Source organism: Streptomyces sp. NPDC002676 (assembly GCF_053592455.1).
Genome location: NZ_JBSFVT010000004.1, coordinates 145,454 through 158,381, shown reverse-complemented (window position 1 = coordinate 158,381; position 12,928 = coordinate 145,454). Strand labels below are relative to the sequence as shown.

10 protein-coding genes are annotated in these 12,928 nt (G+C 72.2%); 9 read left to right on the top strand and 1 reads right to left on the bottom strand.

Annotation, left to right across the window (positions count from 1 at the left end; genetic code table 11):
* Nucleotides 1-96 precede the first annotated feature (96 nt).
* Nucleotides 97-1,845: a dolichyl-phosphate-mannose--protein mannosyltransferase gene (locus ACWD3E_RS13980; protein ID WP_451387785.1), complete on the bottom strand. Its 1,749-nt coding sequence runs from the start codon at nucleotides 1,843-1,845 to the stop codon at nucleotides 97-99.
* A 115-nt stretch (nucleotides 1,846-1,960) separates the two neighbouring features.
* On the opposite strand from ACWD3E_RS13980, the gene rsmI reads away from it, so the two are divergent.
* The 9 genes from rsmI (at nucleotide 1,961) to ACWD3E_RS13935 (ending at nucleotide 12,893) form a co-directional block, all read left to right on the top strand.
* Nucleotides 1,961-2,809, top strand: a complete 849-nt coding sequence (gene rsmI / locus ACWD3E_RS13975; RefSeq protein WP_451355146.1) for a 16S rRNA (cytidine(1402)-2'-O)-methyltransferase — start codon at nucleotides 1,961-1,963, stop codon at nucleotides 2,807-2,809.
* 232 nt (nucleotides 2,810-3,041) lie between these two features.
* Nucleotides 3,042-3,407 carry a hypothetical protein gene (locus ACWD3E_RS13970; RefSeq protein ID WP_451387784.1) on the top strand — a complete coding sequence of 122 codons (366 nt, stop codon included), beginning with the start codon at nucleotides 3,042-3,044 and terminating at the stop codon, nucleotides 3,405-3,407.
* A 47-nt stretch (nucleotides 3,408-3,454) separates the two neighbouring features.
* Nucleotides 3,455-4,351 carry a TatD family hydrolase gene (locus ACWD3E_RS13965; protein ID WP_451387783.1) on the top strand — a complete coding sequence of 299 codons (897 nt, stop codon included), beginning with the start codon at nucleotides 3,455-3,457 and terminating at the stop codon, nucleotides 4,349-4,351.
* A 121-nt stretch (nucleotides 4,352-4,472) separates the two neighbouring features.
* Nucleotides 4,473-5,789, top strand: coding sequence for a ubiquitin-like domain-containing protein (locus ACWD3E_RS13960; RefSeq protein ID WP_451387782.1), 1,317 nt, complete (start codon nucleotides 4,473-4,475; stop codon nucleotides 5,787-5,789).
* Between the two features lie 64 nt (nucleotides 5,790-5,853).
* Nucleotides 5,854-6,759, top strand: coding sequence for a 16S rRNA (adenine(1518)-N(6)/adenine(1519)-N(6))-dimethyltransferase RsmA (gene rsmA / locus ACWD3E_RS13955; protein ID WP_451387781.1), 906 nt, complete (start codon nucleotides 5,854-5,856; stop codon nucleotides 6,757-6,759).
* Nucleotides 6,756-7,685, top strand: a complete 930-nt coding sequence (locus ACWD3E_RS13950; RefSeq protein WP_451387780.1) for a 4-(cytidine 5'-diphospho)-2-C-methyl-D-erythritol kinase — start codon at nucleotides 6,756-6,758, stop codon at nucleotides 7,683-7,685. The genes rsmA and ACWD3E_RS13950 overlap by 4 nt, the downstream gene beginning before the upstream one ends.
* Before the next feature lie 51 nt (nucleotides 7,686-7,736).
* On the top strand, nucleotides 7,737-9,011 hold the full coding sequence (locus tag ACWD3E_RS13945; protein ID WP_451387779.1) for a hypothetical protein: 1,275 nt from the start codon (nucleotides 7,737-7,739) through the stop codon (nucleotides 9,009-9,011).
* Between the two features lie 53 nt (nucleotides 9,012-9,064).
* Nucleotides 9,065-10,873: an ABC-F family ATP-binding cassette domain-containing protein gene (locus ACWD3E_RS13940; RefSeq protein WP_451387778.1), complete on the top strand. Its 1,809-nt coding sequence runs from the start codon at nucleotides 9,065-9,067 to the stop codon at nucleotides 10,871-10,873.
* Between the two features lie 256 nt (nucleotides 10,874-11,129).
* Entirely contained in the window at nucleotides 11,130-12,893 is a 1,764-nt protein-coding gene (locus ACWD3E_RS13935; RefSeq protein ID WP_451387777.1) for an outer membrane protein assembly factor BamB family protein, read from the top strand.
* Nucleotides 12,894-12,928 lie beyond the last annotated feature (35 nt).

The window sequence follows — 12,928 nt, the reverse complement described above, 5'->3', positions numbered from 1 at the left end:
GAACATGTTCAATAAATGCTCAGGGGGAACGGTATGCGGCGGTGATTTGTGCGAACAGAGTGTTTGTACTCAGGTGTCCAGCCGTGGACAGAGCGCTTATACCCAGGTGTCCAGCCACATCCGCGACCGCCAACTGTCGATCGGGATGGCCGTACCGGTGTAAAGGGGCCAGAAGTAGATGAAGTTCCAGGCGATCAGCAGCACCAGCACGCCCGCCGTCGACGCGCCGATCACCCGGCGGGTCTCACTGGAGCCCGCAGGGCCGACGATCGCGCCGATCATCATCGCCACCGCCAGGCACAGGAACGGCACGAAGACGACCGCGTAGAACAGGAAGATCGTCCGCTCCTGGTACATGAACCAGGGCAGATAGCCCGCCGCGATACCGCAGGCGATGGCGCCCGCCCGCCAGTCGCGGCGGAACGCCCAGCGCCACAGCACGTACAGGATCGCGAGGCAGGCCGTCCACCACAGCAGCGGTGTGCCGATCGCCAGCACCTCCCGGGCGCACTTCTCCGCCGCGTTCGCCGGGCAGCCGTCCGTGCCGGGGGCGGGGGACTCGTAGAAGTACGACACCGGGCGGCCCAGCACGATCCAGCTCCACGGGTTGGACTGGTAGGTGTGCGGGGACGTGAGCCCGACGTGGAACTTGTAGACCTCGTGCTCGTAGTGCCAGAGGCTGCGCAGCCAGTCCGGCAGGAAGGTCCAGTTCCCGCCCTTGCCGTCGGTGGCGGCCCAGTTGCGGTAGTAGCCGCCGGTGCCGTCGGCCGGGGAGAGGATCCAGCCGATCCAGGAGGAGAGGTAGACGGCGACGGCGACCTGGGTCATGGCCAGATAGGTGATGACCGTGTCGGCCCAGAACAGGCCGGGGAAGCGGCGTCGGGCGCCGGCCACCTTGCGGGCGCTGACGTCCCAGAGGACGGCCATCACGCAGAAGAAGACCAGGATGTACAGGCCGTTCCATTTCGTGCCGATCGCGAGGCCCATCAGTACGCCTGCCGCCCAGCGCCAGGGGCGCCACCCGAGCCACGTCGTCTCCGCGATGTGCGCGTCGGGGCGGACCCGGCCGTCCGCCTCGACCGGCAGCGCGGCGGCCAGTCTCGCGCGAGCCTTGTCCCGGTCGATGAGCAGACAGCCGAACGCCGCCAGCACGAAGAACATCAGCACGCCGTCGAGCAGCGAGGTCCGGCTCATCACGAAGTGCAGCCCGTCCACCGCCATCAGCGCGCCCGCCAGGCAGCCGAGGAAGGTGGAGCGGAACATGCGGCGCCCGATCCGGCACAGCAGGAGGACGGAGAGCGTCCCGAGCAGCGCCGTCATGAAGCGCCAGCCGAACGGGTTGAACCCGAACATCAGTTCGCCGAGCCCGATCACGTACTTGCCGACCGGGGGGTGCACCACATACGCCGCGTCCGAGGGGATCGCGAGGTGCCCGTGCGTCTGCAGGACCAGGTCGTTGGCGTTCTTGTCCCAGTTGACCTCGTAGCCACGGTGGACCAGCGCCCAGGCGTCCTTGGCGTAGTACGTCTCGTCGAATATCACCGCACGCGGGCTGCCCAGGTTGTAGAACCGCATCAGGCCCGCCATCAGCGTCACCAGCAGCGGCCCGCCCCAGCCCGACCAGCGCGTGAGCCGGCGGCCCAGGGCCGGCGGCACGCCCAGCGCCTGCCACAGCCGCGGGCTCGGTTCGGCGTACGGAGGCACGAGCCGCTCGCGTACGTCGCCCACGGGCGCTCCCTCGGCCGGTGCGTAGCCGAATCGGCGCAGCCGCTGCTGCCACGACGGCCGCTGGTCGTGCGGCGACTGGCCCTGCCGGAGGTCCGTGGAGGACGCGGTACTGGTCACCGCGCCATCGTAGGGAACCCTTCTGTGTGAGTCCCGTGCATGGGTCCTACGGGCCGGATGCGTGGCGTTCCGGCGCCGCTGCGAGCCTTGCCGCCGGCCCTGGGAGGATGGGGGCGTGACTGGAACCCTTGTCCTGGCAGGTACCCCCATCGGCGACATCGCGGACGCGCCGCCCCGGCTGGCGGAGGAGCTGGCGGGCGCCGACGTCGTAGCCGCCGAGGACACCCGGCGGCTGCGCCGGCTCACCCAGGCGCTCGGCGTGACGCCCAAGGGCCGCGTGGTGTCGTACTTCGAGGGCAACGAGGCCGCCCGCACCCCCGAGCTGGTCGAGGAGCTGCTCGGCGGCGCCCGCGTGCTGCTGGTGACCGACGCCGGGATGCCGTCGGTCTCCGACCCCGGGTACCGGCTGGTCGCCGCCGCCGTCGAGAAGGACATCCGGGTCACCGCCGTACCCGGCCCCTCCGCCGTGCTCACCGCGCTCGCCCTGTCCGGGCTGCCCGTCGACCGGTTCTGCTTCGAGGGGTTCCTGCCGCGCAAGGCGGGCGAGCGGCTCTCCCGGCTGCGCGAGGTCGCGGGCGAGCGGCGCACGCTCGTCTACTTCGAGGCCCCGCACCGCCTGGACGACACCCTCGCCGCCATGGCCGAGGTCTTCGGCGCGGACCGGCGGGCCGCCGTCTGCCGCGAGCTGACCAAGACGTACGAGGAGGTACGGCGGGGCCCGCTCGGCGAACTGGCGAGCTGGGCCGCCGAGGGGGTGCGCGGCGAGATCACCGTGGTGGTCGAGGGCGCCGCGGAGGCCGGCCCGGAGGAACTGGACGCCGAGGAACTGGTCCGCCGGGTTCGCGTCCGCGAGGAGGCGGGTGAGCGGCGCAAGGAGGCGATCGCGGCGGTGGCTGTGGAGGCCGGGCTGCCGAAGAGGGTGGTTTTCGACGCCGTGGTCGCGGCGAAGCGCTCCGCCGGGTGAGGCGGCGCACACCCCCTCTGAGCAGGGTGCTTCTCGACTGAGCACGCGCCCCATGGGAGGGCAAAAGGCTGTCGCCGAAGGCAAAGCCAGGCAGGGCCGACCGGGGCCGTTTCGGCAAGGAAGGCTCAAAACGGCTCCAACACTCGACAGGACAGCTGCGTTCGCGCCGGTGAAGGCGTCCACTGGTCGAAGGGACGCACCGTCCCTTGTCCAGCGGACAAGAGGAGCTGGCATGAGCGAGATCGCAGCCGTCGTTCACGAGTCGTACGCCTTCGCCTGCATGCGCTGCGGGCACGGCTGGGAGCAGTCGTACGAGATAGAGCACCACACGGACGCCGAGGGCAAGGAGTTCGTGGTGTACGTGGCCGACGGCCGCATCGTGCCGTCCCCGCTGAGCCGGCCCACGTGCCACAACTGCGACCACCACGTCGTGCGGATCATGCGCGCGGGGCAGGTCTCGTCGGTGCGCGACGCCGCCCGGCGGCAGCACCACCCCGTGGTCCAGGCGGACCCGGCGCAGGCGCCCGAGCAGGACAAGGGGCACCACCACTGGCACCTGTCCGATCTCCTGCATCCCTTCCACCGCAAGGCGGGCTGAGCGGATCACCGGCGTTCGCCGGGGTGCCCCTTTCGTAGGATCGGAGCATGCCTTCGAACGCCGGTCGCACCTCCAAGGACGACAAGAACGCGGCCCCGCCGCTCCCGGCACCCCTCGCGGTGCCCGTCGCCGACTCCCACACGCACCTCGACATGCAGTCCGGCACGGTCGAGGAGGGCCTCGCGAAGGCCGCGTCGGTGGGCGTGACGACGGTCGTCCAGGTCGGCTGCGACATCAACGGCTCGCGGTGGGCTGCGGAGACCGCCGCCGCGTACGAGAACGTCCACGCGACGGTCGCCCTGCACCCCAACGAGGCTCCGCGCATCGTCCACGGCGACCCCGACGGCTGGTCCCGGCAGGGTGCCCGTGTGCCCGGCGGTGACGCCGCGCTGGACGAGGCCCTCGCCGAGATCGACCGGCTGGCCGCCCTGCCCCAGGTCAAGGGCGTGGGCGAGACCGGCCTCGACCACTTCCGCACCGGGCCCGAGGGCAAGGCGGCCCAGGAGCGGTCCTTCCGCGCGCACATCGAGATCGCCAAGCGGCACGACAAGGCCCTCGTCATCCACGACCGCGACGCCCACGCCGACGTCCTGCGCGTCCTGAAGGAGGAGGGCGCCCCGGCGCGCACCGTCTTCCACTGCTACTCCGGCGACGCCGAGATGGCCGAGATCTGCGCCCGCGAGGGCTACTTCATGTCCTTCGCCGGCAACGTCACCTTCAAGAACGCCCAGAACCTGCGCGACGCCCTCGCCGTCGCCCCGCTGGAGCTCGTCCTGGTGGAGACCGACGCGCCGTTCCTGACCCCGGCGCCCTACCGCGGACGGCCCAACGCCCCGTACCTCATCCCGGTCACGGTGCGCGCGATGGCCGCCGTGCGCGGCATCGACGAGGACGCGCTGGCGACGGCCCTGGGCGCCAACACCGCACGCGCCTTCGGTTACTGAACACTGGCCGAACGTTCCGCGGACAACAGTGCGTAGTCGCGTCGCTTTGGAGAGTGACGGCGGCTCGGCTAGGTTCTGGAGGCCCGATCCGGACCCCTCTGGCCTTCTGGAGCGTATCGGCGTGAGCAAGTCGCAGTACGAGGCGTACGACGAGACGTACGGCGAGGCGTACGGCCCCCACGGCCATGACGTCCCCGTACATCTGGCTCAGACGCTGCCCTCCGGGGTGTACCGGGACACCTACCGGCCCGCCTACGAGGCCGAACCGGTGCGGCCGTCGCCGCGGCAGGCGGGAGCGGGCGGGCGGGCCTCGCGCCGGCGCAGGGCGCGCTACGGCGAGCGCCCGGAGTCCGCCGTGCGCCGTCTGCTGCCGCAGGCCCTGGTCGTGGCCTTCCTGGCCGGCGGCACCACCGCGTTCGTCGCCAAGGACAAGGCGGTCGAGCTGAGCGTCGACGGCAGCACGCACACGCTGCACACCTTCGCCGACGACGTCAGCGGACTGCTCGCCGAGGAGGGCGTGCGCGTCGGGCCGCACGACGTGGTCGCACCCGCCACCGGCAAGGCGCTCGCCAGCGGCGACGAGGTCGGCGTGCGCCACGGGCGCCCCCTGCGGCTCACGCTGGACGGCGAGCGGCGCGAGGTGTGGACGACGGCGCGCACGGTGGAAGGGGCGCTCGAAGAGCTGGGGGTGCGCGCGGAGGGCGCTTACCTGTCGGCCCTGCGCTCCCAGAGCATCGGACGCGCCGGGCTCGCGCTCGACGTGCGCACCGAGCGGGCCGTCACGATCATGGCGGACGGCCGCACCCGCACCATCCGCACCAACGCGGCCACCGTCGGGGAGGCGGTCGAGGATGCCGGGATCACCCTGCGCGGCCAGGACGCCACCTCCGTGCCGCCGGAGAGCTTCCCGCGCGACGGGCAGACGGTGACCGTGCTGCGGGTGACCGGCAGCAGGGAGGTCCGCGAGGAGCAGATCCCGTTCGAGGTCGAGCGGGCCGCGGACCCCTCCCTCTCCAAGGGCACCGAAGTCGTCGCACAGTCCGGGCAGCCCGGTCTGCGCCGGGTCACGTATCTGCTGCGCACCGTCAACGGGGTGCAGCAGAAGCCGCGCCGGGAGCAGTCCGAGGTGGTGCGCCGGCCGCGCACGGAGCTGGTCAAGGTGGGTACCAAGCCGTTGCCGCCGTCCGTGCAGGGCGCCGAACACCTCAACTGGCAGGGCCTCGCCGCGTGCGAGTCCGGCGGCCGTCCCCACGCCGTCGACCCCTCGGGGACGTACGGCGGGCTCTACCAGTTCGACACCCACACCTGGCACAGCCTCGGCGGCACCGGCCGCCCCCAGGACGCATCGGCGGAGGAACAGACGTTCCGGGCGAAGAAGCTGTACATCCGCCGGGGGGCCAGCCCTTGGCCGCACTGCGGGGCGAGGTTGCACGGGTAGCCGCGCAGCCGCAGCGCCGGGGCACCTGGCAATCCCGCCGACCACACCCCCGTACCCTTGTCCCGTGAGCAGCCCCACCCCCGACGCCCTCCTCGGCCCCGCCGACATCCGTGAGCTTGCGGCAGCGCTCGGTGTCCGGCCCACCAAGCAGCGCGGTCAGAACTTCGTGATCGACGCCAACACGGTCCGCCGTATCGTCCGCACCGCCGAGGTCCGCCCCGACGACGTGGTCGTCGAGGTCGGCCCGGGGCTCGGCTCCCTCACGCTCGCGCTGCTGGAGGCCGCCGACCGGGTCACCGCCGTCGAGATCGACGACGTCCTGGCCGGCGCGCTGCCCACAACCGTCGCCGCGCGCATGCCAGAGCGCGCCGACCGCTTCGCCCTCGTCCACTGCGACGCGATGCACGTCACCGAACTCCCCGGCCCCGAGCCGACGGCCCTGGTGGCGAACCTGCCGTACAACGTCGCCGTCCCCGTGCTGCTGCACATGCTCGACACCTTCCCGAGCATCGAGCGGACGCTGGTGATGGTGCAGTCCGAGGTCGCCGACCGGCTCGCCGCCACGCCCGGGAACAAGGTGTACGGCGTGCCGTCCGTGAAGGCCAACTGGTACGCCGAGGTGAAGCGGGCCGGCGCCATCGGGCGCAACGTCTTCTGGCCCGCGCCGAACGTCGACAGCGGGCTCGTCTCCCTGGTCCGGCGGACCGAGCCGATCAAGACGACGGCCTCCAAGGCGGAGGTCTTCGCCGTCATCGACGCCGCCTTCGCACAGCGCCGCAAGACCCTGCGGGCCGCCCTCGCCGGCTGGGCCGGTTCCGCCGCCGCCGCCGAGGCGGCGCTGGTCGCGGCCGGGGTCTCCCCGCAGGCGCGTGGCGAGGCGCTGACGGTGGAGGAGTTCGCGCGCATCGCCGAGGCCGCGTCCTTGCGTGGAGCGACCCCCGCACGCCCGGAAGAGGAGTCCGGCAAGTGAGCGTCACCGTGCGCGTCCCGGCCAAGGTCAACGTCCAGCTCGCGGTCGGCGCCGCCCGCCCCGACGGCTTCCACGACCTGGCGAACGTCTTCCTCGCCGTCGGCCTGTACGACGAGGTCACCGTCACCCCGGCCGACGAGCTGCGCGTCACCTGCGAGGGCCCGGACGCCGCACAGGTCCCCCTGGACCGCACCAACCTCGCGGCCCGTGCCGCCCTCGCGCTCGCCGGGCGCCGGGGCATCGAAGCGGCCGTGCACATCCACATCGCCAAGGACATCCCGGTCGCCGGCGGCATGGCGGGCGGCAGCGCGGACGGCGCGGGCGCGCTGCTCGCCTGCAACACGCTGTGGGGCGCCGGTGCCTCCCGCGCCGAACTCCTCGCCATCTGCGCCGAGCTGGGCAGCGACGTGCCGTTCAGCCTGGTCGGGGGCGCGGCGCTCGGGGTCGGGCGCGGCGAGCGGCTGACCGCCCTGGAGGTCGGCGGCACCTTCCACTGGGTGTTCGCGATGGCCGAGCGCGGGCTGTCGACCCCGGCCGTCTTCCGCGAGTTCGACCGGCTCGCCGAGGGCCGGGACATCCCCGAGCCCGTCGCCTCCCCGGACCTGCTGGAGGCGCTCGCCAAGGGCGACCCGGACGCGCTCGCCGCCGCCGTCTCCAACGACCTGGAGCCCGCCGCCCTCTCCCTCTTCCCGGAGCTGGCCGACACCCTGGCCGCCGGCCGCGCCGCCGGCGCCCTCACCGCGCTGGTCTCCGGCTCCGGCCCCACCACGGCCTTCCTGGCCCGCGACCCCGAGTCGGCCGCCTCGATCGCCGAGGCTCTGCGTGCCTCCGGCACCTGCCGCACGGTACGCACGGCAGCAGCTCCAGCGCCGGGCGCGACGGTGCTGACCGCGGCCCGCGAAACGGGCGTGAGCGCCGCCGTGTGACGACAGCGGGGCAACAGCAGGGGGAGCTGTGAGCTGTGAAGGGGGAACAGCATGACCGCCGAGGAACTCGTCGCCGCCGTACGCCGGGGTGACACGGACGCCGTACGGGACCTGCTCCGGGGCGGGGCCGACCCGGACACGCTCGTGCCCGGCGAGGACGTCCCCGTCCTGTGTCTCGCCGTGGCCGCGTACGACCACAAGGTCGCCGAAGCCCTGACGGAGGCCGGAGCCGACGCCCTGCGCCCCCTGCCCGACGGCACCACCCCGCTGCTGCGGGCGATCGACGGCGGCGACCGGGACACCGTCGACGAGGTCCTGCCGCCCGCCGAACGCATGGCCGAGGACGCACGCCGCGAGGCGCTGGCGCGGGCGCGGCACTGGGCCGACACCGGCGTGGAGGCCGAGCTGCGCCGAAGGTCGGGGGCGCGGGGGCCGGTGCGGCGCGAGGTCGTCGAGAGCCGCTGGGGGGCCAGCCACAGCGTGCAGCTCGCTCTCGGCGGGCTGACGGCACGCGACGCCCACCTCGGCATCCTGTGCGAGCTGGAGCGGTGGCACGGGGTGCGGGTGCCGTTCGAGGAGCTGCTCGGGCGGGCGCTCGCACGGCAGGACCCCGATCACGCGGACTGGTTCGCCGCCGCCAACGTCCTCGGCGGGCGCCAGGAGAACGACGAGACCTGGCAGGCCGCCGTGGCGCTGAGCCGGCACCCCGAGGCGCTGCACCGGCTCTTCGCCGCCGACGTGCTGCTCTTCCTCGGCATCGGCTCCGGACTCGACGGACGCACGCCCTTCGACGACCTCGGTACCGAGGCCTTCCTCCCCTGGGCCCGCGCGGAGCGCGACCCGCGCGTGCTGGCCGCCGTACTGAACGGGCTGGCCCACCAGGACGACGCCCCGGAGATCGAGGACGTGGGCCTGTCCTACCGGGCGCATCCGGACCCCCGGGTGCGCGCCCTGGTGCCGGACATCCTGGAACGGGGCGAGGGCGGACTGCTCGTACGGCCCGCCCGCCTCGCCGCCGTGCTCGGCCTCGCCCGCGACCCCGACCCGCTCGTCCGCCGGTCGGCGTGCATGTGGCTCGCGGAGTACCCGGGACGCGACCCGGAGCTCAGGGACGCGCTGGCCGCACTCACCGACGAGGACGACCCGGCGACCCGCGTCTACGCCATGTACGGGCTGGCCAACAAGGACGACCCGCGCTGTGTGGAGGCGAGCCGCCGCATAGAGGCCGCCGACGGGGAGCCCTGGGGGGACGACTGGATGCTGGACGCCGCCCGGCGCTACGAGGAGCGCAGGGCGAAGGCCGCCGGGGCGGGCGCGGCGGGGTAGGCCGCCGTGGCGCATTAGGCTGGGAGGCTGACCCCCTCGTGCGCAGGAGTGAAATGGCCGTCAATCTGGTCAATGTCGAGAACGTCAGCAAGGTGTACGGCACCCGTGCCCTGCTGGACGGCGTCTCGCTCGGCGTCTCCGAGGGCGACCGCATCGGAGTCGTCGGCCGCAACGGCGACGGCAAGACCACCCTCATCCGGATGCTCGCCAAGCTGGAGGAGGCCGACACCGGACGGGTCACCCACTCCGGCGGGCTGCGCCTCGGCGTGCTCACCCAGCACGACTCCCTGGACCCCGCCGCCACCGTCCGTCACGAGGTCATCGGCGACATGGCCGACCACGAGTGGGCCGGCAACGCCAAGGTCCGCGACGTGCTGACCGGCCTGTTCGGCGGGCTGGACCTGCCGGGCTTCCCCAAGGGGCTCGACACCGTCATCGGACCGCTGTCCGGTGGCGAGCGGCGCCGGATCGCGCTCGCCAAGCTGCTCATCGAGGAACAGGACCTGCTCGTCCTCGACGAGCCCACCAACCACCTCGACGTCGAGGGCATCGCCTGGCTCGCCCAGCACCTGCAGAACCGGCGGTCCGCGCTCGTGTGCGTGACCCACGACCGCTGGTTCCTCGACCAGGTCTGCACCCGCATGTGGGACGTGCAGCGCGGTGACGTGTACGAGTACGAGGGCGGCTACTCCGACTACGTCTTCGCGCGCGCGGAGCGCGAGCGGATCGCCGCCACCGAAGAGGCCAAGCGGCAGAACCTCATCCGCAAGGAGCTGGCCTGGCTGCGCCGCGGCGCCCCCGCGCGTACGTCCAAGCCGCGCTTCCGCGTCGAGGCCGCCAACGAGCTGATCGCCGACGTGCCGCCGCCCCGGGACAGCAGCGAGCTGATGAAGTTCGCCTCCTCCCGGCTCGGCAAGACGGTCTTCGACCTTGAGGACGTCACAGTGCAGGCCGGGCCCAAGGTGCTGCTCAAGCACGTCACCTGGCAGCTCGGCCCCGGCGACCGCATCAGCCTGGTCGGCGTCAACGGCGCCGGCAAGACCTCGCTGCTGCGCGCCATGGCCGAGGCGGCGCGGACCGGGGGCGAGGCGCAGCCGGCGGGCGGCCGGGTCGCCGTCGGAAAGACCGTCAAGCTCGCCTACCTCTCCCAGGAGGTCGCCGAACTCGACCCCACCTGGCGGGTGTTGGAGGCCGTGCAGCGCGTCCGTGAGCGCGTCGACCTCGGCAAGGGCCGGGAGCTGACGGCGGGACAGCTGTGCGAGACGTTCGGCTTCGGCAAGGAGAAGCAGTGGACGCCGGTCGGGGACCTGTCCGGTGGTGAGCGTCGCCGGCTCCAGCTGCTGCGCCTCCTCATGGACGAGCCCAACGTCCTCTTCCTGGACGAGCCGACCAACGACCTCGACATCGAGACCCTCACCCAGCTGGAGGATGTCCTCGACGGCTGGCCCGGCTCGATGATCGTCATCTCCCACGACCGGTTCTTCGTCGAGCGCACCACCGACCGCGTCTTCGCCCTCCTCGGCGACAGCACCCTGCGCATGCTGCCGCGCGGCATCGACGAGTACCTGGAGCGGCGCCGGCGCATGGAGGAGGCGGTCGCCACGCAGGCCGCCACCTCGGCTGCCAAGCCGGCCACCGCGGAGAAGAGCGCCGCCGACCAGCGCGCCGCGAAGAAGGAACTCCAGAAGATCGAGCGCCAGTTGGACAAGGTCTCCGAGAAGGAGTCCAAGCTGCACGCCCAGATCGCCGAGAACGCCACCGACTTCGCGAAGGTGGCCGAACTGGACGCCCAGCTGCGGGATCTGGCCGGGGAGCGCGAGGAACTGGAGCTGCGCTGGCTGGAGCTGGCCGAGGACGCGTAACAGGCAGAGGCCTTGGGCGCATTAGTCGCAACAGGCTTGCGCGCGCCCCGTGAAGGGGGCGTGAAGGCGGATAACGACGGCATCACGGGCCGGTCCTCCCTTGGGAACAGGGGCGGATCCGGCCCCGTTTGCTGTCGGAGCCGGTGATAGAAATGGCCGTCTGAGAACTGTCTGAGACTGTCTGAGAACGACTTCTGCATCTGTCACGAACCTCAGGGCGTGGCTGAAAAACGGGGAACGAGGGGGAAGAGCGCTGATGACTCAGCCGCCCAACCAGCCGCCGCAGGGCGGTTTCGGACCGCCACCGGACCAGCCGCCGCAGGGCGGCGGATTCGGGGCCCCGACCCCGCCGGCGCAGGGCGGTTTCGGCACACCCCAAGGCGCCCCGGGAACGCCCCCGCAGCCCCAGCCCGGCTACGGCTACCCCCAGCAGCCCGGCCCGTACGGCGCCGCTCCCGCCGCACCGGGCACCCCCGGCCCCTACGGCCAACCGCAGCAGCCGGGACCGTACGCAGCCCAGCCCCAGCCCGGCTACGGCTACCCGCAGCAGCCGCAGTACCCGGGCGCGCCCGGCACTCCGCCGGGCGGCAAGCAGGGGCTCAAGGGCAAGCCGGTGGTGATCGTCGCCGCCGTCGTGGCCGCACTGCTCGTCGTCGGCGGCACCGTCTTCGCGGTCACGGGCGGCGGTGGCGGCGGCAAGAAGAAGCCGGTCGCCGAGAAGAGCGGCGACGACAAGCCCTCCGCGTCCCAGCCGGTCAACCCGGGCGACGGCAGCGGCGACGGCGGTTCGGACCCGGACAACCTCAACGAGGGCCGCAAGCCCGGCGAGGCCAAGGTCCTCTGGTACAAGGGCGCCCCCGACGCACCCGGTTCCGGAGCCCACGCGCCCGGGATGTGGATCACCGACAAGACCGTGGTGAAGGCGGCGTACAAGCAGGTCTTCGGGTTCGGCATCGCCAACGGCACCCCCGCCTGGAGCCCGATCACCTTCCCGCAGAAGATCTGCGCGGCCACCCCGCAGCCGTCGCCGGACGGCAAGATCGTCGTGGCGTACATGAGTGGCGTCAGCGACAACGCCAAGTGCAACCAGCTCCAGCAGATCGACCTCGCCACGGGCGAGAAGGGCTGGAGCGGCGAGGTCGCCGACGGCGGGCTGTTCGACAGCGCGCGCGACATCGGACTGACCATCAGCGGCAAGACGCTGATGGTGTCCCGCGAGGAGTCGGGCACGGCCTACGACGTCGACACCGGCAAGAAGCTGTTCGACAAGAAGAAGTACGGCAACGCCTGCTACCCGGCCGCGTACGCGGGTGACGCCAACCGGCTGATCCAGGTGGCCTCCTGCGGCGCCGGCACCAGCACCGAGCACGACGAGATCTCCGAACTCGACCCGGCCACCGGCAAGGTCGAGTGGACGCAGCCGTTCAAGAAGGGCTGGACGATCGCGCGCACCTACTCCGTCAGCCCGCTCGTGGTCTATGCGACCAACGACGACGAGAAGGCCTGGAACATCTCCACCTTCACCAAGGCCGGCAAGTTCCGTTCGGAGGTCAAGGTCGACGAGAAGTTCGGGCCCAACTGCGGCTTGGCGATCCTCCAGCGCGACCTGCAGGGCTGCCAGGGCGCCGCGGCCGACGACGACACGCTCTACCTGCCCACGGACTCGGACAGCGGCGCCAACGAGATCGTCGCGATCAGCCTGTCCACCGGCAAGGCGAAGTGGCGGGTCAAGTCCCCGGCGGACGAGCCGATGAGCGCGATCAAGGTCGAGGACGGCAAGCTCATCGCCTATGTGCAGCCGTCGTACGACGCGGGCGGCCAGGTGCTGTCGATCCCGACCGGCGGCTCCTCGCACACGCCGGCCAAGCTGCTGCAGAACCCTTCGGGCACCGCCCAGATCGAGGACAGCTTCTACCTCGGCCGGGTCGACTGGGTCGGCGGGCGCTTCTTCATCTCCTCCACCGAGCTGAACGGCAACGACGATTCGAAGGAGAAGCTGATGATGGCCTTCGGCAACTGAGCCCGGCCGGTCCCGCTCTCCGTCTCCTCGTCTCC

What these genes read in the sequence shown, in the direction of transcription:
- ACWD3E_RS13940 (WP_451387778.1), top strand. Translation starts at nt 9,065, where the DNA reads ATGGCCGTCAATCTGGTCAATGTCGAGAACGTCAGCAAGGTGTACGGC.
- ACWD3E_RS13965 (WP_451387783.1), top strand. Translation starts at nt 3,455, where the DNA reads ATGCCTTCGAACGCCGGTCGCACCTCCAAGGACGACAAGAACGCGGCC.
- ACWD3E_RS13935 (WP_451387777.1), top strand. Translation starts at nt 11,130, where the DNA reads ATGACTCAGCCGCCCAACCAGCCGCCGCAGGGCGGTTTCGGACCGCCA.
- ACWD3E_RS13970 (WP_451387784.1), top strand. Translation starts at nt 3,042, where the DNA reads ATGAGCGAGATCGCAGCCGTCGTTCACGAGTCGTACGCCTTCGCCTGC.
- ACWD3E_RS13945 (WP_451387779.1), top strand. Translation starts at nt 7,737, where the DNA reads ATGACCGCCGAGGAACTCGTCGCCGCCGTACGCCGGGGTGACACGGAC.